Genomic DNA, 24,423 nt, shown 5'->3' with positions numbered 1-24,423 from the left:
CATCATCAATGTAGCTTGGCTAAATTTTTCAAAAAAAAAGAATATTGCAGGCAAAATGGCAATATTCAAAATGGCAAATAAGCCTACTGCTGGCAAAGATATTTACATAATGATTTACTGTATATTTGAGGTATTACTACTAGCCTCTTCCTATCATGGGCCTATTCATTATGTGTTCCTCCCAATCCACCACATCAATTTCTCTGACAGCAATATGGCGAACAGACACACCTTCATTATGCATTGCCGCTTTAGAGCCTGTTTTTAATGGGTGCCAAGCAGGAAGAGATTTTCCTTCTAATAACAACCGGTAAGCACAAGTGCTTGGCAACCATTCAAATGTTTCTAAGTTATAACGATTAAGCTTTATACAATCCGCTTCATAACTGAACCGGTCTTCATAATGCTTACACTGGCAAGTTTTTAAATTTAGCTGATTACAGGCAACATTAGTAAAATAAATTTCATCGGTATCTTCATCCATTAATTTGTGCAAGCAGCATTGCCCGCAACCATCACAGAGAGATTCCCATTCTTCATCTGTCATTTCATCTAAAGTTTTAACTTGCCAGAACTGCGACATAATACTTATTAATCCTATATTTAAATAACCCGAGTAGTCAGCGAGTGATCATTAATTGATAATTTTAGCATATCACCAGAAACTAATGGGCCAACACCTTCAGGTGTTCCCGTTAAGATGACATCCCCTGCACGTAGTGTGAAAAAACGGGACATGTAGCTAATCAGCGGTAAAATTGGTGTGATCATATCACGCGTCGAACCCTCTTGGCGAACTTCACCGTTGATTTCCAGTGAAAGCTGAATATTTTGTAAGTCATTCGGGCTACTAACAGGAATAAAACCAGAAATTGGGCATGAACCATCAAATGATTTGCTTTTTTCCCATGGCTGACCTGCTTTTTTAAACTTAGCTTGCAAGTCACGTAAGGTTAAATCTAATGCAACCGCATAACCTGCAATAGAACGTGATACGCGGTCTTCATCTGCATTTTTTAATGGCATACCAATTAAAATTGCCATCTCAATTTCATGATGAACAGCGCCAAAATCTTTTGGAATAACAATGGATTGAGTAATATCACACAAAGCAGTTTCTGGCTTAATAAAAATAACAGGTTCTTCCGGTGTAGCAGATCCCATTTCTTTTATATGCTTTGCATAATTACTACCAACACAAACAACTTTATTTGCAGGGAAATCAAGTAACGCACCTTGCCAGTCACGATGTTGATACATAATAGTACTCCTATTATCGTTATTGTATTTTATTAGCGATGCCATCTGCCATCATGCATACACTCAATGCAAAATAATATGAGCGGTTCCAATGCATAATGGTACGGAAATTTTCAGTCACTAAAAATGCTCTGCCTTCAGGATCATCAGGGATAACTACCCAGGTTTTTACGTCTGAAGATAATTGAGCAAATGCAGGTAATGTAACGCCTAGTTTTTGCCATTCACGAACAGATTTCCCTTGTTCCGCTTTTACGCCTTCCAACGTTTTATTAAAATCTATGGGTAAATTAACTTGGTAACCCCATGGTAATTGAGCTTGCCAACCTTCTGTTGATAAATAATTAGCAATGGATGCAAACACATCAGATTTATTATTCCAAATATCCATTTTGCCATCACCGTCACCATCTGCTGCGTAGGACAAATAAGAGGTTGGCATAAATTGGCTTTGGCCCATGGCGCCAGCCCATGAACCTTTGAGCTGTTGATCTTCTGGAATATAACCTTTGTCCATTATCTCAAGTGCAGCTAATAATTGCTTGCTAAAAAGCGCTTCTCTGCGGCCTTCAAATGACAGTGTTGCAAGCGCTGAAACAACATCTTCTTTACCTTGCGAGCGCCCAAAACCACTTTCTAATCCCCATAACGAAACTATAAACTGAGGTGGGACGCCATATTTATCACTGATAGCATCTAGAGTGGGTTTATTTTCTAAATATTTGTTATAGCCAGCATTGATACGCGATTGTGGGAGTACATTTTTTAGATAGCTTGCTAACGTAACCGTCGCCCTTTTCTCTGGTTGGCCTTTATCTGCTTTCACAACACGCTCAATAAAATGAATATTAGCAAAAGCGCGCTCAATGGTGGCAGGTTTAATCCCCTGAGCAATAGCATGTTCTTTCAATAATTCCACATAAGCAGGAAATTGTGATGGTTCACGTTGTTCAATAGGGAATGCTTTATCTAAAGCAGAGACTTCTTGGGCTATAGCCGCATTTTGTTCTGCGGTAATCGGGTAAGTAACAACTGATTCATTCTGTGTTGCAGAACAACTTGTTAAAAATAAGCCAGCGACTAATGTATATAATAACGTTGGTTTCATTCGTCTCCTCCAGACTATCTTTGCTTTTCAGGATTTTCTTAATTTGCTCTAGTTATTCAGTTCTTTATGTTCTGAAAGCAAATCCTCCACCGGAGGTGGGAATTGTAAGTAATACCCCACTTCTAAGAGATCTGATTTAACCTTTGCCAAGTCAGCATTGGCGAGCTTTTCACGTTTATCTAATGAGATAAGCATGGCGAATTGAGGTGTTCCAAATTGCGATAATAATTCATCAGGAACACGTGAAAAATCATCTTTCTTCTCAATATAAAGATAAGTTTGGTCACGCTTAGGGCTTCTATAAATTGCACAAATCATTATATTTAACTCTTTTTCTTAGTTCATTAGCTTGCTTGAAGTATATAGTAACTATAACATGCTATTGTTTTACAGAATATCTTCACCCGAGGATTGTTTCGGAAATTTTAATTTGCTGAGTCTGGATAGATGCCACAATCGCCAATAGAACTTAAAGGCAGCAGTTTTACTCTTTCAGTTATTCACTTATACAGTGAAGAGCCTAAACTCATCAAAAAAGCGCTGCAAGATAAAGTAAATCAGGCTCCTGATTTCTTTAAGAATGCCCCTGTCGTGATTAACATTGCTGAATTATCCCCAAATGCCGATTTACAGAGTATTCATAAATCTGTTATTTCTGCGGGATTGCGTATTGTTGGGGTCAGTGGATGTACTGACCCACAGATACGGAAAAAAGTAAACGATGCGGGTTTACCGATTTTAAATGAAGGTAAAAGTCAAAAGCCTGTTGAAATTCAGCCTGAACCTCAGACTGCGACAGTTCAGGCTGAACCTTTATATCGTAAAACTCGTATTATCAATACCCCTGTTCGTTCTGGGCAACGTATTTATGCACCAAATAGTGATCTGATCGTCACAAGCAATGTTAGTGCAGGTGCAGAACTATTAGCAGATGGTAATATTCATATTTATGGCGTGATGCGAGGCCGTGCATTAGCTGGAGCCTCTGGTGATATTGAAAGTCAGATTTATTGTACTCATTTGCAAGCTGAACTGGTCTCAATTGCAGGTGAATATTGGCTGAGCGATCAAATCCCTGCTGAATTTCTCGCCAAAGCAGCTAAACTTTGTTTAGTTGATAATAAACTTAACATCGAATATTTAAATTAGACCTTATTTACAAGGAATTATTCATGGCACGCATAATTGTAGTGACTTCAGGTAAAGGTGGCGTTGGTAAAACCACTTCAAGCGCGGCCATAGCTACTGGCCTGGCACAAAAAGGGAACAAAACGGTAGTGATCGATTTTGATATCGGCCTACGTAACCTTGACCTTATCATGGGGTGTGAACGTCGAGTAGTCTATGACTTCGTAAACGTTATTCAAGGTGATGCAACCCTTAATCAGGCTTTAATTAAAGATAAGCGCACCGAGAATTTATTTATTTTACCCGCTTCACAAACGCGCGATAAAGACGCATTAACGCGTGAAGGCGTTGGCAAAATTCTTGATGAATTGAGTGACGACCTTGGTTTTGATTTTATTGTTTGTGATTCCCCTGCCGGCATTGAAAGTGGTGCCTTAATGGCACTCTATTTTGCTGATGAAGCCATTATTACAACCAATCCAGAAGTTTCTTCCGTTCGTGACTCTGACCGTATTTTAGGTATTTTAGCGTCAAAATCACGTCGTGCAGAAAAAGGCGATACGCCAATTAAAGAACACTTATTATTAACACGCTATAACCCCGGTCGTGTAACTCGTGGCGATATGCTAAGCATGGAAGATGTTCTGGAAATTCTATGTATTCCTTTGATTGGTGTAATTCCTGAAGACCAATCTGTACTGCGCTCCTCTAACCAAGGTGAGCCGGTCATTTTGGATACAGAATCTGATGCAGGCCAAGCCTATGATGATTGTGTTGCGCGTATTTTAGGTGAAGATCGCCCTATCCGTTTCATTGAAGAAGAGAAAAAAGGTTTCTTAAAACGCCTATTTGGGGGGTAAATAATGGCTTTATTGGATTTCTTTCTGTCGAGAAAAAAAACGACAGCGAATATCGCAAAAGAGCGATTACAAATCATCGTCGCTGAACGTCGCCGTGGTGATAGTGAGCCCCCATATCTTGCTGATATGAAACGCGATATTTTGCAAGTTATCTGTAAATATGTGCAAATTGACCCTGAAATGTTGTCATTGCAATTTGAACAAAAAGACGATGATATTTCTGTTTTGGAATTAAATGTCACACTTCCTGAAGGTGATGAAATTAAAACCACGACAGCAGAAAAATAATTCGCAAAGAAGCCGCTATACATTATGGCGGCTTGCTTTTTACTACGTAATTTACCCTGATTAATCAGAGTTATGTTTTTAATCTCTTTATAGCTCAAATTTAATTTCCAACGTGTGCTGTTTTCTTAGACCTTCCGGTGGCACTCCCACAGAGCGGCTCTTTAGTGTTGCAGCTAACGCGGCTTCGTCCAGTTGAACATGCATAGAAGACTTTGCAATACTCACCTTTGTGATCTCCCCCAATGGCGTAAGCGTAAAATTCACCAGAACCGTTCCTTGAACATTGGTATTTCTCGCTTTTCTTGGGTAACGTTTATGTCGTTCAATTTCACTACGTAATTTGTCAATATAACTTTGGTAGTTTGAATCTGTTGCGTTTCCTACCGAGGCCGTTCTTTGTGCTCCCGCTTGGCCTGCTGCATAAGATTGGCTATCGTTTTTACCTACACGCTGTTCTTGTTTTACATCATCACTTTTTTGTTCCTGTTCTTTCTGCTTAATCACTTTTTTATTTGGTTGTTTTTGTTCTTTTTTCTCGATAATTTTTTTTTGTTTTTCTGACACTTTATTTTCATCACTATGCGTATTTTTTTTATTAGCAACTTTAATTACAGCATTTTCATTTTGTTGTGACTCTGCAAGTAAGCCTCCCGCTAGCTTATTATCTAATGTGACGTCATTTGTTTGTTTTTCAATTACATTTTGTGTCAATGCAACAGAGACGATAGCCGCATATATTGGTGTGTAAATTTGTGCAGAACGTGTTTTCTCTATATTTAAACAATAAAAAACGATGCCGAAATGAAATAATAAAGAAACCATCACAGCAAGATTAAAACGTAGAGTAATCATTTTAATATCCCTAACAACCCTTCGCCAATACCAAAATACAGCGGCATCAGCGAAGGGGATCCCTTTTAGAAGCGACTTGTTACATTGAAACGTATAGTCCTACCCGGTGCAGGCATCATACTGCGGGTTAATGGGTCTATATAATATTCATCAAATAAATTGGTGGCTAATAATTCAAATGATAGGTCTTTATTAAACTGATAATTAACATAAGCATCACCGGTAAACACGGCATTCCAACTCATCGGGTCATTGTTTAATGGTGCATACTGGTACGGGTATTTGTCCATCATTTCCGCCTCATCTTCATTTTTTGCCTTGCTGTGATAACGCAAACGACTCCCCACTTCTAAACGTTCATCTAAGAAGCGCAAACCTAGGTTGGCATGGATGCTGTACTTAGGTTGCAATTGAGTCCGCAAATAGCCGCCAGGGAAGCCTGCTGTTGTACACTCTGAGCCACCAAATTTGTTATAGGGATCCATTACCATCAATGACACTTCATCACAAACTTCATTTTTTAAGCGGTAATCTACCCCTAAGTCACCAAATACCCAGCCATTATCATAACGTGCCAATAGTTCCAAACCGGCCGTGTTATGTTTATCAACCTGCGTAAAGACTAACCTATCGTTCCTATCAAAGGCATTTGTGACTACTGTATTGTAGTAATTTATGCGTAAGTCAGCATGATTTTCTGCCGCAACGAGATCTTGGAAATTACGCACATATCCCAGTTCTATCGTGTGGCTGCGTTCTGGCAAATAAACCGGTGGTGTGTAATTCGGCTCTCTTCCCCCCGAAAAACCAATAGTGTCTTCAAAGATACTTGGCATCCTAACGGTTTCTAAATAACGCCCAAATATTCGATCGTTCTCTGTTAAGTAAATTGTTGCCCCTAATGCCGGAGCCCAAGCTGATTCTTCATTTCTTTTTGGCGCTTTAAATTTTTGTTTATTGGAATACTTCACTTCATCTTGAGTGTTATTAATATCGCGGTCAACGAGATATCTTTTGGCTTTTAAACCGGTGACAGGGTCTATTTTTTCTTCTTTTAAATCAACCTCTCCATTATAAAATGGATTATTTTTGGCTGTAAATCGGTTATTTTCATCCACTTTCCATTTCACTATATGGTTAACTTCTGTGATTCTAAATTCTAACTTTTTCCCTATTAATCCAACATCACGTAACGAATCCTTTTTCATTTTTAATGCTTGCTCGATAAAAATTCTTCTCTCATGTTTTTTTCCTTTTATATCATTATATGTATTCCCTTTATCATCAATATACTGTTTTATTGTTTGATATTCTTCAGCGCTTAATAAACGGGATAATAGGAAATTTCTCGCCGTTATATGGCTATAAGGTGCATAATTTATATCTTTAGCCGCAATGCGCCTCTCTTTTAATAAATCTCTTGACCAGTAGCTAATATATTGAGCCCCTGCATTCAGACTTAACCAATCAGTAGGCTGCCAATCAAAGCGAATAGTCCCATTATATTCTTGACGCTTACCTTCCCTTGGGATAGCTCGGAACATGTTACCCTTTGGGCTAGAATCCGAATTAAAGATATCTTCACGGCTACCAATAGTTTCATCAATTAAGCTCCCCATTAACGTTACTTTAAATTCAGGTGTAATTTGAAATTTATTGGATAATGAAACACCATAGCGATCGTTTAGTTGGTTTAATTTAATCCCATCAACTAAGGTGCCATTGATAGCAGGATTTTTAGCTACATTTTTATCTCGACCAAATTCATAATTCCAATCCCTTTCCACTGGTTCCCTAGGTTGGCCACCTGCGGTATTTGAGTTTAAATTAGTTTTTGTCAACCAATAGCCTAATCGAAAGTCAATCCAACCAATGGACTCAGGTTTGAACGAATAATTGGCGTAAAAAGTATTTAACGCCAAGTTAGCTAAAGGCCATTGTGGAATTTTTCCCTCTAAATCATGATAACGAATTTGCGATGGCATGATTTCGCCATAATGACTTGATGTATGCATATAACCAAGGGATAAGTCCTGTGAATTAGGTAGCATTAAATTTAATTTAGCTAACCATGTCGACATTTCATTTGATGTATTCGCCACCTCTTTATTTGGCCCATAAATCCTAGCTACGAAAGGCATATATGGGTCTATCGCTTTATTTGGGTTATTAGGGTCATAAGTAATGATGTCGTCATAAAATTTACCCGCCCCTCGGCGCCCAGCAAAATAATTACCTTGGTTGCGATAGCAGTATGCTAGCATCAAATCAAATTTTTCTTGCCGTGTCCCAACGGCAATACGCGCTGCGTTATCTTGCAGATTAAAAAAATTAGCATTACCTTTACTACGAGGATCAACAAGCATTTCGTGATCTTTAAAATAAATCCCACGAAACTTCTGCATATCTAACGTATTCAATAGCCGCTTATCATCACGGTAATCTATACCGTGGCTTAATTGATTAACCCTCGGTTTTGTCGAGTTACTCGATGTTTCTAATTTAATATCAAAACCAAATTTTTCATATTTATCCACAACGTCATCAATGCCTAGCGTTGTTATAGCAACTCCTCCCCCCGTCGATGTACGCACATTGCGGTCTAGTGTTGCACTTTTCATTACCTTAATGCTACTAATCATATTCGGGTCGATATAGTTACGATTATTCGCGCCATTATAACCACGCCAAACAGTGATAGCTTGCTCTGTACCATCTACAGTCACCGGGACACGCCCTTGCCCCTGAATCCCTCGTACATTGGGGTCTATTGCCCCGCTATTACGGGCGTCACCACTATATACCCCTACTGCATGGTTAATGGTGTCTGCGGGGTTAGTGCCTTTATAACGATCAATTTCTTCTTTACTAATATAAATATTTGATTCGTCTTTATCATATTGGTCATCCGCCCCTTTTCTATCACGCTCTTTGATAGTTGTTGCTTTATCATTAACTACAATAGAGCCAATATTTGCACTTTGTTGTCCATAGACTAAATTTGCAATACTACCAATAGATAAACCTGTCGCGATATTAATGGCTATCACTGTTTTGATTTTCATTATCTGTTCCGGTGAAAATTAAAATTTCTTGGTGAAATTGACACCGACTTCACTTTGCTTAAAAGAATAAATAATATCTGCCGTACTCTTATTCACTTGGCTATTAAAATAAATAGAAGGTGTAAAAGTTAATATTTTATTTTTATCAAACGTTAATTGGCTATTTAAATACCCATTATGATCTTTTCTTTTTACATTCAAAAATGCATCAAACCGTTTAAAGTTTGTTTGCTTATAACCTATTGCAATAAGTAGGTCACACAGTTCGGTTACTTTTAAAAAACCAGCTCTAACCCCATACTGTGCATAGCTATCACTATCGTATTGTTTTTTCCTGTTGGCTCCATAAAAACTGCCAAAAACCATTAATCGAGGGTTTATTAAATAGGTACCAGTAACTGAATAAACCCATTTATCGCCGTTATTAAAACTATACTTATAAGGGTAAGTTTTATTTTTATATTCAATATTACCTAACAAGGTTACCCGATGATTTAACGTGTATTCTGTCGCTATTTTTCCTCCTAGGCTTAAATTATAGTATTGGTTATCGTGCCATTTAGCCTCAAGGGTGGGCTGTATATGGAACGTTGTATTCGCATTATCGAATTGATACCCCCCAGTAACATATATATTTGTTTTTCTGACCGTGACTGTTTTCATTGGCTCCACCCCAACCATACCTAACGACAGTACTGCTGAGTGGTTTCCTACTAGAGGAAAACGCTTTGATAAGCTAGTATAATAATGCCACTTTCCACCAGCGATAGACTGGTTACTACTATTCATACATTTACTTCGAAAACAGTACATCTCACGGTTATTTGATGCTTCATTTAAATTAAAATCATAACTTGAACCTAGCTTAATTGTACCTTGCCAATGATTTTTATTTTCTAAATCTATTATTTTACTTTTAATAAATTCAGTTAATCGAATTGATATTCTTCCTTTATATCTTGTTTTTACACTTTGATATATTGACAATGCAGATTCATAATGCTTAACATAAATCAGTGCTTGTGCAAGTTTTAACTCAACCAACAACATATTAGGCTTGTGAATCAAAATTTCATTATATAGGCTAATTGCTAAATCATACTGTTTATTTAACATTGCCTTCTCAGAATGAATGTATTTAACCAATCCTTTATCGTGGTCTTTGTGGTTAACGTAATTATCAATAATTCCATTTATTTCATCGAAATCTTTTTTCTGAATGAGATCATAAAGAATAAAACCAAGTTCGTCGATATTTTTTTCACTATATTTAACATTATTTATTCCCAATTGATATTTTTTGTTACTAACATCCTTTAAATCACCAATAACCTCTCTTTTTAACTCTTGAGCTGACAATACCGAAGGGAGAGGGAGAGAGAAAAGTAATAATAAACTCAAATATATAAAATAGGTTTTTTTATTAAAAATTAACATGATTAGGCTACCATTTTAATGACAAAAATAAAACAGTAGACAAAATCACTTTTGCCTACTGTTTTTAGCTAATTACATGTTCAGTAATTATTCGTCTTTCTGGCCACCAAATGCCGTATCTAACTCACGGTTATCCGCATAAGAGAGAATACCCGCCACGTGTTCAGCATTATCACCAAAGAGTTGCCCCATACTGTTACCATGGTGTGTTCCATTGGCAATGGCAGTACCGCTAAATTTACCGTCTTCTTTAATATCCCCTGCCATGGAGTGGCTATTCGTTCCTTCTAATGAACCTGTATATGATTTATCTGTAAAATCAGCATTAAACCAACCCGTCTGTTTTGCTTCACCTGCAAATTGGTTAATACCCGCTATAGTATAAGTCGCTTGGCCACTGGTTGGCACTTCTGTCGTTGCATTCTCACCGGAGAAATAAACCGTGTGCATTGCGTCATCGGCTTCCCCAGTTTGTGACCAATCACCGAAATATACCTCGGCATCTGCAACCTGGCTAAATTGGAACTTACCCATTCCACCGTGCGGGCTACCACCACTTTCCAAAACATACACGTTGTCAGGTTTTTGCGTGACTAAGTTTTTTAAACCAGAGAACGAAATTGTCTTTCCATTTCTCATAAAGCGATAACCGATACCCGGTGCGCCAATACTACCACCGTGTGGCCCCATGGTTGATTGAGTTTTACCAACAATAATATTTGTTAGGTCAAGATCGTAACTTAAGCTTTGCGCTGATTCCGTTTCTGCCATAACACCAACAGAAAATATAGACAAAGATACCGCGACTGTAATTAGTGATAATTTTTTCATTTATTCATCCTCTTAAATAGAAGTTTGAATTAGGTTGGTTTATTAAAGAAACACATTAAATAAAAGATTATTCTTTCCTTTAATGTTCGATATTGAGTATATGCAAATGATTTTTATTTACAAATGAGAGAAATATAATTCAATTTTTTATTATTAGACCATAAAAATAAAATAACCTTTTATTTTTTAATTGGTTAATTAAAAACCCTGTAATAAGTGATTTTATTTATTACTTTTTATATTAAGAATTAGTTTAATTTTTAAGACTAATTACAGCTTTTAATTAAAAACAAATAAACATATTTAAAAACAAATAAGATATATGTTTTTATAAGCTTATTGAATGAATAATGGAGATAAAGATAAATAAAATAGACTCAGGTATTTAAATTAGGTACAAGAAGCACTCTTCTTGTACCTGAATACATTATATGTTCGCTAATAACTTTGTGATGGGCTCTGCAAGTAACCGCCCTCTCCAGCCCGCCAATAGCTCAGGTGGCGTTGTAGACGATTTTAGCCCCCAATGAATAGACAATAACTGGTTGATTTGCCGCCTAGAAGCCAATAGTTCTGCATTAAACTTTTCATTTTCAGCAATATCCTTGACCACCGCTTTAATTTCTTTAAATACACTTTTGTATTGGCTCTGTTCAGTAATATTCGCTACAGGAGCCGGGTATTCGCTCTCATCCAATTGTTTAGCTTGCTCAACAATTGATAATAAGCGCTTACCATGACAACGAATTTCTTGCCCCGTTAAACCAAGCGCATCGAGTTCACCGAGAGAGCTCGGTAGATAACGAGCCACCTTCCACAGGTGCTCTTCTTTTACCACAAAATTAACCGCCATATCGCGGGCTTTTGCTTGATTCAAACGCCATTGGGCTAATAATTGCAAACAAGCGAGCTGTTCATCACGTAGCTGCCATGCATTATGAATATTCATGTACGCTTTTTCTGGCTTTAACGCTTTTTGCCGACGGGCCACAACACGTTGACACTCATCTTTAGCATCTTCCAAATAGCCCGCTTCAGTCACTTTTTCCATCAAAACTTCAGCTAATGGTAGTAAATACAGCACATCAGCAGCGGCATAATCACATTGTTTTTCACTCAGTGGACGCGCGAGCCAGTCTGTCCGTGATTCACTTTTATCTAGTTCAATGCCTAAATGCTCAGCAACCAATGACGCAAAGCCACAAGAAATGGGGTAACCCAAAAATGCCGCCACAACTTGCGTGTCGATCATCGGCTCAGGAACACAATCAAAATCATGCATGAACACTTCAAGGTCTTCACTCCCCGCATGTAAAAATTTAAGTTGCTCAGGATTAGTTAGAAGTGCTTTGAACGGGCTAAAATCCGTCATTAATAATGGGTCAATTAACGAAACTTGCTTTCCATCATATAGCTGTAGCAACCCTAGTTGTGGGTAATATGTTCGGGTACGAACAAACTCGGTATCCAAAGCGAGCCATGGTGCATTACTCGCCTCTTGGCATACTTGGGCTAATTCGCTATCTGTAGTTACTAAACGATAATTCAAAACAAGTTTCTCTTTTTTTATTTTCATCACAATGACGCCGGCTAAAACCGGCGTCATCTATTCATAGTTTAAAACTAAACCACAATCATACTTGTGATTTTTCTCTTTGCAATTTTTCTTCATCACGTAGGTCTTTACGCAGAATTTTACCCACATTAGATTTCGGTAATTCATCACGGAATTCAAATATCTTAGGGACTTTATACGCGGTTAATGAACGACGGCAAAAGGTTTTTAACTCATCACCGGTTAAATTCGCATTTTTCGTTACAACAAAGACTTTAACAGCTTCGCCGGTACTTTCACTTGGTACGCCAATTGCAGCACACTCTATAACATCAGGATGTGCAGAAATAACATCTTCGATTTCATTGGGATAGACGTTAAAGCCCGAAACGATAATCATATCTTTTTTACGATCAACAATGCGGATATACCCTTCGCTATCTATTTCAGCGATATCCCCCGTTGCTAACCAGCCATCCACTATCGTATCAGCGGTGGAGTCAGGCCGGTTCCAATAGCCTTTCATGACTTGAGGGCCCTTGACCCACATTTCACCGGGCTCACCATTAGCAACTTCATTGCCTTCATCATCAAGAAATTTAACATCTGTAGACGGAACAGGTAAACCAATGCTTCCACTATAACTGGTTAAAGTATAAGGATTACCTGTTACTAGTGGTGCACATTCTGTTAGCCCATACCCTTCGAGCAAATGTTTCCCTGTCAGCTTCTGCCATTTTTCTGCAACGGCTTTTTGCACAGGCATACCGCCGCCAACGGAAAGGCGTAAACGTGAAAAATCCAATTTTTTGAACTCTTCATTATGTAGCCATGCATTAAATAAGGTGTTAACCCCCGTAATTGAAGTAACGGGATAACGTCCTAATTGTTTTACAGTATCGGGGACGTCTCTAGGGTTGGTAATCAATAAATTGACGCCCCCTACCGTGATAAACAGTAAGCAGTTTACTGTCAATGCAAAAACGTGATACAGCGGTAACGCCGTGACAACAAATTCGGCGCCAAATTTCAATACAGGCCCGTAAGCGGCTCTTGCCTGCTCTATATTTGCTAACATGTTGCGATGAGTTAACATCGCCCCTTTAGCAACACCCGTCGTTCCACCCGTATATTGCAAAAAGGCCAAGTCATCGCCAGTGATATTCGGTTTAATATATTGCATACGATAGCCATAATGCATCGCACGGCGAAAGGAGATGGCGTCTGGTAAGTTATATTTAGGGACTAAGCGTTTTACATATTTGACAACAAAATCCACAATTGTTGCTTTAGGCCTTGAAAGCTGGTCACCCATCCGAGTTAAAATGACGTGTTTCACTTTGGTATTGAAAACAATTTTTTCCAGTGTATGCGCAAAATTCGACACAATCACAATCGCGGTTGCACCGCTATCATTTAATTGATGCTCTAATTCTCTCGGGGTATAGAGTGGGTTAACGTTTACGACAACCATACCTGCTCGTAATATCCCAAACAAGGCTATCGGATATTGTAATAGGTTTGGCATCATTAACGCGACACGGTCCCCTTTTTTAAGGCCAAGTCCATTTTGTAAGTAGGCAGCAAAAGCACGGCTTCTCTCTTCAAGTTTCCGATAAGTCATCACCGCGCCCATGTTAATGAATGCAGGTTGATCGGCAAATTGAGAGACCGCATTTTCAAGTAACTCTGCTAGAGAAGCGAAGCTATCAGGATTGATTTCTTCCGGCACATCCGCAGGGTAATTTTTTAGCCAGATTTTTTCCAAAATGTTACTCCTGAATTTAGTGAAGTTATTATACTCAACATCTCTTTTAACAAATTATTAACTCAGCGTACCAGTTTGAAAAACAGACAATGTCAAGGTTGAGAGGTCTATCACTAAATAAATTTTGTTCCTTCAAGAAAAAACTAGGCGGACTAAGCCGCCTAGTTTGTCTTAAATTAGTTAAACAGATGTAAATCTGTACAAGATAGCGCAATTATACATGATGTTACGTGATTTTAGGAGTGATTATCTAGCCACTTAAGAAGGGATTTAGCCTATTACGTTAACCGAAGTCACTTTTATTGGAATTAAATTTTACTTAATGTTTTTATTGCATACTTTTATCTATTAACGCTTATTTGGATATTCTTTTTGTGCTAATAAAAAGACCCTGTTATAAGCAGGGCCTTTAGAGAAAATATGGTAAGCGTTATTCCGTTAAATAAGTTTGTACGGGGACTGGCCCTCCAGGGTAACCATATCCATAACCATAACCCCATGGGTGATGATAAAAGTACGGGTCACCGTAATAGCCATAACCCCAAGGGCCAGACGGAGGGAGCATGACGCTTTGTGCGACATTCCAGCGTTGGAAACCAGTGACATCTAACGTGACATATTTATAAGGAACTTGCCCTACTTTCCCTTGCTGTTCTCCAGTGATTTTCCCCACGACAGTGATATAACGGTTAGTAAAATCACTTGGTTCACGGAAACCATTTAGGTAAGCGTAAATGCGCCCAATAGACGGTGCATTAAGTTCTGGTGCTGCATCATATTTATTTAATGCCATCACCGCAATTTCTAAACGTGTTCTTGTAGTTTCATTTTCAACGGCAAGGACTTTCCCACCAAAACGCGCTTCCTGACCTATATACATTTCAGGTGCATTTTGTACAGATGCTAAGTTGTCTGTTGGGTTTGGAACCGAACCTTGAATTGAAGCTGGTATAGAAACACACCCTGTTAGTGCTAATACGCTTGCAACAAAAAGGCCTTTAAGTGCATTACGGCAGTTTAATTCAATATTCATAGACCACCTCCGATTAGCTATATTATAAATTCAGGTAATACAGATTTAAATAACATTTAGCAAACAAAAACACGATATGTTAAAAATCGCCATAATAGTTCTATTACTACCTAATAATACCTGAAATTATTAAATGATTCGATTTGTATTTTTATTAATCAATATTTGATGAGTTTAATATGAATTATTGGTTATATCGCGTGATATAACCAATTCAACTTCACTTTCTGTGTTTTATTCACGGCCAGGCAATTTTTTCCATGTCACCTCATTACGTAAATAAGTCGGTTCGACATTTTCAACAGCAACCACTTTTCCCAGCTTCCACAATTGGGCAGCAATAGGTAACATATCTTGTGCATCCGGCAGCGTAATATGACTATTAGTTAATGTAACTGGCGCTTTATCCAGCAATGAAGGATAAGCTTCCCATCCGGTGCCTGCATAACCCCACAGCCCTGAAAGTTTAGTAAATTTACTTGTAAAATCATCGGGAAGTAGAACCGCCTCACTGTCTTCACCTAACCATTGACCTTCAGCTGTTCGCTGATATTGAGCACAATAAATTTCTGACATACGTGCATCAATAGCCACTAACACCTGTTTATGCCCCGCAATACGAAAAGCGCCCTCAGCAAGTGTCATCAAAGAGGAGACGCCAATCATGGGCAAATTAGCCCCTAATGCTAGCCCTTGTGCGATCCCAACACCAATACGAACACCCGTGAAACTGCCAGGACCACGCCCGAAAGCCAATGCATCTAACTGGCTCAACCCCATTCCTGCCTCTGCAAGAACGTCCTCAACCATTGGTAAAACTTTTTGTGTGTGCTCCCGAGGAGAAATAGCAAAACGCGAAATAATATCACCATCACACCAAAGTGCGACTGAACAGGCTTCTGTTGCTGTATCAACAGCAAGAATACGACTCGACATGCCTAAACTCCGGCAAATTAATAGTTTTTGATTAAAAGATGCCGTTTATATTAGCACAAACGACTGTAGGAATAGCAGAAAAACAAGATGGGATTTAGCTTGCTTTATCGGCTTCCTTCCTTTTTTCTTCAAGGAATGCAATTGCTTTTTGTATACTTCTTGTCCGCGGTGATGGCGGAAGACTACGTAAAAAAACTTCACCATAAGGACGAGTGACTAAACGGTTATCACAGATAACGATGACACCATAGTCACTGGTATCACGAATTAACCGCCCCACACCTTGCTTTAAAGTAATAACGGCATCGGGTAATTGGACATCAGAGAAAGGATCTCCACCTCGTAATTCACAATCTTCGATGCGGGCTCTTAATAATGGGTCATCTGGGGCCGTAAATGGGAGTTTATCGATAATGACACAAGTGAGTTCATCCCCTCGCACATCAACCCCTTCCCAGAAACTACTCGTCGCGACTAACACGGCATTCCCCGCTGAAATAAACTGAGACAATAGTTTATTTTTACTACTTTCCCCCTGCATTAAGACCGGCAATGTCAATGAAGATTTAAATTCTTCCGCCAATTCGCGCATCATCAGATGTGAGGTACATAAAAAGAAGCAGCGCCCCTGATTTTTTTCAATCATAGGTCGTAGCATTGTTGCCAATTTTTGTGCTAAACCTCGTTGATTGGGTTCGGGTAAAAAACGGGGAACGCATAATAAAGTTTGGCTTTGATAATCAAATGGACTGGCTAATAATAACGTTTTTGCAGTAACTAAACCTAAACGGTCAGTGAAATGGCTTAGTTTCTCATTTACTGACAACGTCGCTGATGTAAATACCCAACTGGCCGGCGTACTTGCAATCATTTCACTGAATTTATCTGCAACCGTTAAGGGGGTTAGTGCCAATAAAAAATGGCGACCATAACTTTCAAACCAATAGCTGTAACCCGCAATTGTCACATCTTTTAAACGGTTTAAACGATTTCGGTATATTGTGACGCGCTCAAAAATAGAGTCTAAGCTCTGTGAGCGACCTAACGTGGTTTTGATCACTTCGTAACAAAGTTCAAGGGAATCATCAAGTAGCGTCAACGCCCTTTGTACTTCAGGACGTTTCAGTAAGTCACGTAGATTGCCACGAAAACTGTTTTCACCCAAATTGAGCCGAAAGTCTAACGTGCTTTGCGTGAGTCTATCGGCACTTTTTTGCAACTGAACTTGGTCTTTTAGCTCTGTTCGATAGGCCATAATCATATCGCGCGCTAGATCCAGCAATTGGCGACTACTCAGTTGCTGGCCAAAATATTGGCTGGCTATATCCGGGATTTGGTGCGCTTCATCAAAAATCATGACTTCTGCTTGGGGGATTAACTCGCCAAACCCCGTGTCTTTTACCACTCGATCAGCCATAAATAAGTGATGATTCACAACAACAATATCCGCTTCTAATGCTTTGCGTCGTGCTTTTAAAACAAAACAATCTTGATAACGCGGACAATCACTGCCAAGACAATTATCATTCGTGCTGGTTACCAACGGCCAAACCGGGCTATCTTCAGCGATATCATGGCAAGTACTTGTATCACCTAGCTCAGATTCAATGGACCAACTGCGTAGCCTCACAACAGCAGACAATATTTCCGGCTCAAGACTACCACCACCGAGGGATTGTTGGTCTAATCGCTCTAGACATAAATAATTTGAGCGCCCCTTTAACAAGGCTGCCCGCCCAGTGTAATTCATGGCCTCAATAATTGTTGGTAAGTCCCGGTGATACAGCTGATCTTGTAAGGCCTTTGAGCCCGTTGAAACAATAACTTTTTTTCCACTGCGTAATGCAGGAACTAAATATGCATAAGTTTTTCCTGTTCCAGTACCGGCTTCCGCCACCAGCACATGCTGCTGCTCAATCGACTCAGTTACTGCGTTTGACATAGTAACTTGTGCTTCTCGAGGCTGGAAACCGGGAATTGTTCTAGCTAAAAAGCCATCTGCAGAAAAATCGTCGTGCACTACAAGACCTATTTGTGAGTGATAATGAGGGCACACACTTTACCATGAGTTTATTAACCCTGCTGAGGTAATTATTGTTTCGTTGAACAACTGATTTTCATCCCGCCTACAAGCTGTTATTCTTGAGCTACATGTATAATAAGGAATAATTATGACTATCAAACGCATTGACCCAGATAATCGTTGGTCTGAAGCTGTTATTCACAATAATGTAATTTACTACACCAGTGTTCCTGAAAACCTTGATGCTGACATTGTTGCCCAAACAGCAAACACGCTTGCAGCGATTGATGTCATGCTTGAGCGTGTTGGCTCAGACAAAAGTAAAATCCTTGATGCGACTATTTTTCTCGCTGATAAAGCCGATTTTGCAGGTATGAACCAAGCATGGGATGCATGGGTTGTTGCTGGAAGTGCGCCTGTCCGTTGTACTGTCCAAGCATTACTGATGAAACCTGAATATAAAGTTGAAATTAAGGTTGTTGCTGCAATTGATTGACTAGGCACATTTTAACTTAATGAAAATGGGCGCCAATTATGAGCGCCCATTTTATTTTGAATAGCTATAATTTGAGAATATAACCAATTACACTAGTATTTGACTAGGGTTAACAAATGCAGCCAACAACGCGACAGTGCAAAATAGGTTTCCCATTCATGCTCTAAATAGTTTGCAATGTCGCTAGGCGGCAAGTGAGTTAATCCCTTGGAGCATACATAAGTATGTGACTAGGGTTAACGAATGCAGCCAACAACGCGACAGTGCAAAATAGGTTTCCCATTCATGCTCTAAATAGTTTGCAATGTCGCTAGGCGGCAAGTGAGTTAATCCCTTGGAGCATACACTAGTATGTGACTAAGGTTAACAAATGCAGCCAACAACGCGACAGTGCAAAATAGGTTTCCCATTCATGCTCTAAATAGTTTGCAATGTCGCTAGGCGGCAAGTGAGTTAATCCCTTGGAGCATACATAAGTATGTGACTAGGGTTAACGAATGCAGCCAACAACGCGACAGTGCAAAATATGACGAGCATTACGACATCTTGATGAGAACCATGCCTAGTAGCAATAACACAATTCCCCCCCAACCTTTATAATTTAACCGTTGATTAAAAAGTATCCAACCTGCTGCTACTGTCGCGATAATCCCGAATGCTCCCCATAATGCATAAGCAATTGAAAGTTCGATCCCTTTTACTGCTTGCGCTAGAGCACTGAAGGCGCCGAGTACCGCAACTAGTGAAAGAATACCAATCCAATATCGTTTAAACCCATTAGACATTTTTAACAAAATGTTAGCGGCGATTTCTAATATGACTGCTAGGATCAAAAACGCAGCATGCCACCATTCAAAATGACTGGCCATATTACGCCTCCGACTTAGCTTCGCGTCCAACTAAAGCATTTGTTTTGGCTGCATTGACCGCGTTTTGTGTAACTTGTTTTACTTTCTGTGCAGATTGACGAACAGTGACCTTTTTGGTGCCTGATTTAATCAGTCCAATACCGGTGATCAGTAATACTAATCCACCGATTTTCATTGGCGACAGCGTTTCACCAAACCACATGACACTAAATGTCGTGATAAAAAGGATACCGATACCTTCCCATAGTGCATAGGCGACACCCAGTGCCACTTTTTTAACTGCAATAGCAAGTAAAATATACGATGTTGCTATCATGACATACATCACCACCATACCAGTGAAATCACCACTTACACTCGCATGTTTCATTGATAGGGTGCCGATAACTTCGGTTATGATAGCTAATACTAAAAATATCCAGTAAATCATTATAATATCTCTCTATGTACAGCCGCGTAATAGCCTATTTTTTGTACAAACAGCAAATACAGATTACTATCGAGCGGTTGTTAAAAATTCAAATAAATAACAATGTGTTGCTGAGTTTATTCAGCGAAATGAATAATCGAGAGAGACGCTATAATGCACCACACCAGTAGTGTTCACTGGAAAGGATAGCTGAAAGGAAAAGCCTGTGTGTTGTTCTTTTTTGGGACTTGCTGATCTTGCCGCTAGTTGAGCTAAGCATGATATCTTATTCTTTTCATCAGGTAGACATCTACCCAATTTACTCCGAACCCTCATGTAGATAGTTAATTTCAGCTTATTTTTAGCATGCCATTTTTATTAAGTCAATGAATATAAACATTTTTTATATTGAATAGAAATATGCATAATTATTCATCAATATGCTAATTAACCCTTGGTTTATCTGCTATTACACGAATAAGCAAGCGTCAATAATAAATTTTTCAGTGGAATTATTTCATAAAAAAAACGCTTTTTACCACTTTTTATACTCTCATCACGCCTTAGATATTCTATTCGATTTTTAACATTGACAACCTGATTGAACAAGCTTCTTATAGTAGCTATATGATTGCAACATGCCGAAGAGAGAGCCATGAACACCTTTAGCCTTACCTCCAATAGTTTCCAAAATGCCGCAGATGCCACGCCACTGCCTTATGATGTTGTATCCATTCAGTCACAAGTTATTTATGGCAGTGTTGGAAATAGCATTGCCGTCCCCGCGCTAACAAAACAAGGTTTACGTGTTGCTGCAGTACCGACTGTCGTACTTAGCAATACGCCTCATTATGCAACTTGCTATGGCGGTGAGTTACCTGGAGAATGGTTTCGTGGTTATTTAAACGGCTTTGTTGAACGTGGTAGCTTAGATTCAGTGAGAGCTATTTTGACTGGCTATCTAGGCTCCCCAGAGAAAGCCCAGGACTTAGCTAACTGGTTAACTCTAGTCCGTAAAGAACGAACAGCACTACCGGTTATTGTTGACCCTGTCATGGGTGATGAAGATAGTGGTTTTTATATTCCACCCGAAATTGCCGAAGTTTACCGTGATAAAGTTATTCCTTTAGCCACAGGGATTATTCCAAACAAGTTCGAACTCATGACTTTAAGTGGTAAACAAGTCAACAACTTGGATGATGCCACCGCCGCAGCCCGTAGCTTATTGCAGGGAAATACACAGTGGGTAATCATCACGAGCGCTTTCCAGCCTGATGACGATAATATTGAAGTGGTTTGTGTTACCAAAGATAACGTGGCCGTGATCCGCCATAAACGTTACCCTGTCACTCCCAAAGGAACGGGGGATTTATTTGGTGCAGAACTCACCGCCCAGTTATTAGCGGGGCTATCCGTTCCTGATGCCGCTAAAATGGCATGTTTACGCATCGAACAAGCAATTATTCATATGGCAGCGACAGGACGTAGTGAACTGATCCTTTAGTTCACTATGTAATAAAGATAAAAATATCGTAAACATAGAAAAATGGCGGGTCATCCCGCCATTTAAATCGATACGCTAAATAATATTTTATGTATTGATAATATTATTCAAACTCATTCCATGAGCGGCCATCACGTGCAATCATCGCGACAGATGCAATCGGCCCCCAAGTTCCTGCTTGATATGGCTTAGGCGCTTCATTGTCCATTGCCCATGCATCGATAATAGAATCAACAAATTTCCATGCTTCTTCTACTTCATCACGGCGAACAAACAATGCTTGAATGCCACGCATGGCTTCAAGTAATAAACGCTCATAAGCATCAGCAAGGTGAGTTTGATTGAAAGTTTCAGAGAAACTTAAATCCAGTTTAGTGGTTTGTAAACGGTGTTTATGATCAAGGCCTGGTGCCTTATTCATAATTTCAATATCAATCCCTTCATCAGGCTGCAAACGAATAGTTAATTTATTCTGAGGCAGGTCTTGATAACTTTCAGAGAAAATATTCAGCGCAGGTTTTTTAAAATAAACCACAACTTCTGAACATTTAGCAGGTAGGCGTTTCCCCGTACGCAAATAGAAAGGTACACCGGCCCAACGCCAATCATCAATATCAACACGCAAAGCAACGAATGACTCGGTCATACTTTGCTTATTTGCACCCTCTTCTTCTAAATATCCAGGCACTTTTTTGCCTTGAACAAAACCAGAGGTATATTGCCCACGCACAGCTTTTTCACGCACATTGGTATGATCAATACGACGTAAAGAACGCAAGACCTTCACTTTTTCATCACGAATACGGTCAGTGGTTAAGTCTGCCGGTGGCGACATGGCAATCATCGTTAAGATCTGCAACAAGTGATTTTGTACCATATCACGCATTTGGCCAGCTTGGTCGAAATACCCCCAACGACCTTCGATTCCCACTTCTTCTGCAACCGTGATTTGGACATGATCGATAGTACGGTTATCCCAGTTATTGATAAATAACGAGTTTGCAAAACGTAATGCGAGTAAGTTTAAAACGGTTTCTTTACCCAGATAGTGGTCAATGCGATAGACTTGGCTTTCATCAAAATACTTGGCCACTTCATTATTTATTTCTTGTGACGATGCTAAATCCGTTCCCAATGGTTTTTCCATGACAACACGATTTGGCTTTTTATTTAATTTAGCATGGCCTAAGCCCTGACACATAGCACCAAAAGTACTCGGTGGCATTGCAAAGTAATGGATGGCAGGTTGTGCATCTTGTTTTAACATTTCAGCTAAACGCACAAAACTTTCAGTCTCGTTAACGTCTAAGTTACAAAAATCCAAGCGCGCGCTCAGTTTTTCCCATAAGGCTGAATCGAGATCTTCTTTTAAGAACTTCTCTAACGCTTCTTTGACAAAGTGGACATAATCATCTTGACTCCATTCAGCACGGCCAACGCCAATAATACGCGTATCAGGGTGAATGTAACCTGCTTTCTCTAATTGATAAAGCGATGGCAGCAGCTTACGACGAGCGAGGTCTCCCTTGGTGCCAAAAATAATTAAGTCACAAGCTTGAGCAGCATTATGTACCGCCATATTGGTTCTCCTCAATTTGCGGAATGTAAGGCCTAACTAGGATAGGCCTTATTGTAATTTTGTTAAAATTAGCCCTAATTCCGCTAATGTACCCTGTTGCTAGTGCCCAGTAAATGTTCATGATACCGATCACAGTTTTTATGATGAAAAAAACAACACACTGACTATTTAATCTTATGTTACACACTGAATAATTTTTAGTGTATTAAAAAGATGCGATTTAACTGAATGGAGACAGCTTTCGTAAAAAAATAACAAAATAAGTGGGATGTTTACTAATCTGAAAATTAGATACGGGTCAAAGTTTCACAAAAAGCTGCTATCTATCACCTGTATTCAGATAGCTTACCTACCATACATAGTATATTTTCACTCTTTATTACAGCATCACAGTAAGAAATTTAAAATCAACAACAGGATAACGTGATGACTCAAAAATTTCTCCTTTCGATGAAATAGGCGCTTTTGCTATATGAATATTTTAGAACAAATGAAAACAAGTCTCGATTTTTTAAGTAAATCAGAAAAAAAGGTGGCTGAAGTCATTCTAAGTATGCCACAAAATGCCATTCATCTCAGCATCGCTACTCTAGCGCAATTAGCCGATGTTAGTGAACCAACAGTAAACCGATTTTGTCGAAAAATGGATACGAAAGGATTCCCTGATTTCAAATTACGATTAGCACAAAATTTAGCCACTGGTACGCCTTACATAAACCGCCATATAGAAGAGACCGATACAGTAAATACCTATACTTACAAGATATTTGAATCTGCTATGGCCGGGTTAGATAATGTAAAACACACACTGGATATTGGGGTAATTAACCGTGCTGTCGATTTATTAACTCAAGCTCGGAAAATCAGTTTTTTTGGCTTTGGTGCTTCCGCGGCCGTCGCTCACGACGCAATGAATAAATTTTTTCGTTTTAATATTCCTGTCATATACTTCGATGATATTGTCATGCAGCGTATGAGCTGCATCAATAGTACTGAAGGAGACGTTATTGTGCTCATTTCCCATACGGGAAGAACCAAAGCATTAGTTGACATGGCACGTTTAGCTCGAGAAAACGACGCTACTGTCATCGCAATTACCTCAGAAAACTCACCACTCTCCCTAGCCGCTTCCTTATCTATTATTATTGATGTTCCTGAGGATACGGATATCTATATGCCAATGGTATCAAGAATGGCCCAGCTCGCCGTAATTGATGTATTAACTACAGGTTTTACGTTAAGAAGAGGCGAAAAATTTAGAGATAACTTGAAGCGCGTCAAAGAAGCATTACGTGATTCGCGGTTTGATAGCATCTAAAGACAATAAATTGGCAGGTTTAATGCTTTTCTTTGCTTTCAGGCTTTAATAGTTTTGCAGACCTGATAGCATTAAGAAATTGGCTGTATATAATAGCTGTGCTC

Annotated in this window: 22 protein-coding genes; 6 read left to right on the top strand and 16 right to left on the bottom strand. The window is 39.1% G+C overall.

Annotation, left to right across the window (positions count from 1 at the left end; genetic code table 11):
* Window positions 1–139: 139 nt before the first annotated feature.
* From M0M83_RS10020 to M0M83_RS10005, 4 genes are read right to left on the bottom strand one after another with little or no spacing between them, the layout of a single operon-like run.
* Window positions 140–583: a YcgN family cysteine cluster protein gene (locus tag M0M83_RS10020; protein WP_102140653.1), complete on the bottom strand. Its 444-nt coding sequence runs from the start codon at window positions 581–583 to the stop codon at window positions 140–142.
* A 20-nt stretch (window positions 584–603) separates the two neighbouring features.
* Window positions 604–1,260, bottom strand: a complete 657-nt coding sequence (locus M0M83_RS10015) for a fumarylacetoacetate hydrolase family protein (protein WP_213912773.1) — start codon at window positions 1,258–1,260, stop codon at window positions 604–606.
* A 19-nt stretch (window positions 1,261–1,279) separates the two neighbouring features.
* The gene (locus M0M83_RS10010) at window positions 1,280–2,368 is read right to left on the bottom strand and encodes a lytic murein transglycosylase (protein WP_248468382.1); all 1,089 of its coding nucleotides are present in this window, start codon (window positions 2,366–2,368) and stop codon (window positions 1,280–1,282) included.
* Window positions 2,369–2,416: 48 nt separating this feature from the next.
* A complete protein-coding gene (locus M0M83_RS10005) occupies window positions 2,417–2,686 on the bottom strand; it encodes a YcgL domain-containing protein (protein ID WP_248468381.1) in 270 nt (89 codons plus the stop codon).
* A gap of 129 nt (window positions 2,687–2,815) precedes the next feature.
* Here M0M83_RS10005 and minC point away from each other — a divergent pair, with 129 nt between their 5' ends.
* From minC to minE, 3 genes are read left to right on the top strand one after another with little or no spacing between them, the layout of a single operon-like run.
* Window positions 2,816–3,517: a septum site-determining protein MinC gene (minC, locus tag M0M83_RS10000; protein WP_125894816.1), complete on the top strand. Its 702-nt coding sequence runs from the start codon at window positions 2,816–2,818 to the stop codon at window positions 3,515–3,517.
* Window positions 3,518–3,540: 23 nt separating this feature from the next.
* A complete protein-coding gene (minD, locus tag M0M83_RS09995; protein ID WP_125894818.1) occupies window positions 3,541–4,356 on the top strand; it encodes a septum site-determining protein MinD in 816 nt (271 codons plus the stop codon).
* Between the two features lie 3 nt (window positions 4,357–4,359).
* The gene (gene minE / locus M0M83_RS09990; protein WP_125894820.1) at window positions 4,360–4,644 is read left to right on the top strand and encodes a cell division topological specificity factor MinE; all 285 of its coding nucleotides are present in this window, start codon (window positions 4,360–4,362) and stop codon (window positions 4,642–4,644) included.
* A gap of 87 nt (window positions 4,645–4,731) precedes the next feature.
* On the opposite strand, the gene M0M83_RS09985 is transcribed toward minE, so the two are convergent.
* The 9 genes from M0M83_RS09985 to M0M83_RS09945 form a co-directional block, all read right to left on the bottom strand.
* Window positions 4,732–5,496 carry a TonB family protein gene (locus M0M83_RS09985; protein ID WP_248468380.1) on the bottom strand — a complete coding sequence of 255 codons (765 nt, stop codon included), beginning with the start codon at window positions 5,494–5,496 and terminating at the stop codon, window positions 4,732–4,734.
* A 65-nt stretch (window positions 5,497–5,561) separates the two neighbouring features.
* Window positions 5,562–8,561, bottom strand: coding sequence for a TonB-dependent receptor domain-containing protein (locus M0M83_RS09980; RefSeq protein ID WP_248468379.1), 3,000 nt, complete (start codon window positions 8,559–8,561; stop codon window positions 5,562–5,564).
* 18 nt (window positions 8,562–8,579) lie between these two features.
* Complete coding sequence (locus M0M83_RS09975) at window positions 8,580–9,998, bottom strand: surface lipoprotein assembly modifier (protein ID WP_248468378.1); 1,419 nt, start codon at window positions 9,996–9,998, stop codon at window positions 8,580–8,582.
* 87 nt (window positions 9,999–10,085) lie between these two features.
* Window positions 10,086–10,829: a Slam-dependent surface lipoprotein gene (locus M0M83_RS09970; RefSeq protein ID WP_248468377.1), complete on the bottom strand. Its 744-nt coding sequence runs from the start codon at window positions 10,827–10,829 to the stop codon at window positions 10,086–10,088.
* 427 nt (window positions 10,830–11,256) lie between these two features.
* The gene (gene rnd / locus M0M83_RS09965; RefSeq protein WP_213912846.1) at window positions 11,257–12,378 is read right to left on the bottom strand and encodes a ribonuclease D; all 1,122 of its coding nucleotides are present in this window, start codon (window positions 12,376–12,378) and stop codon (window positions 11,257–11,259) included.
* A gap of 85 nt (window positions 12,379–12,463) precedes the next feature.
* Window positions 12,464–14,152 (bottom strand): long-chain-fatty-acid--CoA ligase FadD, encoded by a 1,689-nt coding sequence (fadD, locus tag M0M83_RS09960; protein ID WP_125894832.1) that lies wholly within the window; start codon window positions 14,150–14,152, stop codon window positions 12,464–12,466.
* A 430-nt stretch (window positions 14,153–14,582) separates the two neighbouring features.
* A complete protein-coding gene (locus M0M83_RS09955; protein WP_125894834.1) occupies window positions 14,583–15,185 on the bottom strand; it encodes a Slp family lipoprotein in 603 nt (200 codons plus the stop codon).
* Between the two features lie 234 nt (window positions 15,186–15,419).
* Window positions 15,420–16,121 (bottom strand): tRNA (adenosine(37)-N6)-threonylcarbamoyltransferase complex dimerization subunit type 1 TsaB, encoded by a 702-nt coding sequence (gene tsaB / locus M0M83_RS09950; RefSeq protein WP_213912779.1) that lies wholly within the window; start codon window positions 16,119–16,121, stop codon window positions 15,420–15,422.
* Between the two features lie 94 nt (window positions 16,122–16,215).
* Entirely contained in the window at window positions 16,216–18,141 is a 1,926-nt protein-coding gene (locus M0M83_RS09945; protein WP_213912780.1) for an ATP-dependent DNA helicase, read from the bottom strand.
* A gap of 151 nt (window positions 18,142–18,292) precedes the next feature.
* Between M0M83_RS09945 and M0M83_RS09940 the strand changes: the two genes are divergently transcribed.
* Window positions 18,293–18,640, top strand: coding sequence for a RidA family protein (locus M0M83_RS09940; protein ID WP_110591678.1), 348 nt, complete (start codon window positions 18,293–18,295; stop codon window positions 18,638–18,640).
* Window positions 18,641–19,176: 536 nt separating this feature from the next.
* On the opposite strand, the gene mdtI is transcribed toward M0M83_RS09940, so the two are convergent.
* Both mdtI and mdtJ read right to left on the bottom strand, forming a co-directional pair.
* Window positions 19,177–19,509, bottom strand: a complete 333-nt coding sequence (gene mdtI / locus M0M83_RS09935; RefSeq protein WP_125894841.1) for a multidrug/spermidine efflux SMR transporter subunit MdtI — start codon at window positions 19,507–19,509, stop codon at window positions 19,177–19,179.
* Between the two features lies 1 nt (window position 19,510).
* A complete protein-coding gene (gene mdtJ / locus M0M83_RS09930; protein ID WP_125894843.1) occupies window positions 19,511–19,939 on the bottom strand; it encodes a multidrug/spermidine efflux SMR transporter subunit MdtJ in 429 nt (142 codons plus the stop codon).
* Between the two features lie 634 nt (window positions 19,940–20,573).
* Here mdtJ and pdxK point away from each other — a divergent pair.
* Window positions 20,574–21,422, top strand: coding sequence for a pyridoxine/pyridoxal/pyridoxamine kinase (gene pdxK, locus M0M83_RS09925; RefSeq protein WP_125894845.1), 849 nt, complete (start codon window positions 20,574–20,576; stop codon window positions 21,420–21,422).
* Between the two features lie 103 nt (window positions 21,423–21,525).
* On the opposite strand, the gene zwf is transcribed toward pdxK, so the two are convergent.
* Window positions 21,526–23,001: a glucose-6-phosphate dehydrogenase gene (gene zwf, locus M0M83_RS09920; protein WP_248468376.1), complete on the bottom strand. Its 1,476-nt coding sequence runs from the start codon at window positions 22,999–23,001 to the stop codon at window positions 21,526–21,528.
* 472 nt (window positions 23,002–23,473) lie between these two features.
* Between zwf and M0M83_RS09915 the strand changes: the two genes are divergently transcribed.
* Window positions 23,474–24,319, top strand: a complete 846-nt coding sequence (locus M0M83_RS09915; protein ID WP_213912781.1) for a MurR/RpiR family transcriptional regulator — start codon at window positions 23,474–23,476, stop codon at window positions 24,317–24,319.
* The last annotated feature ends 104 nt before the right edge of the window (window positions 24,320–24,423 follow it).

This window comes from Providencia rettgeri (assembly GCF_023205015.1).
GTDB lineage: Bacteria > Pseudomonadota > Gammaproteobacteria > Enterobacterales > Enterobacteriaceae > Providencia > Providencia rettgeri_E.
Note: the sequence above shows the minus strand (reverse complement) of the source record. Positions and strands in the feature narration are given on the sequence as shown.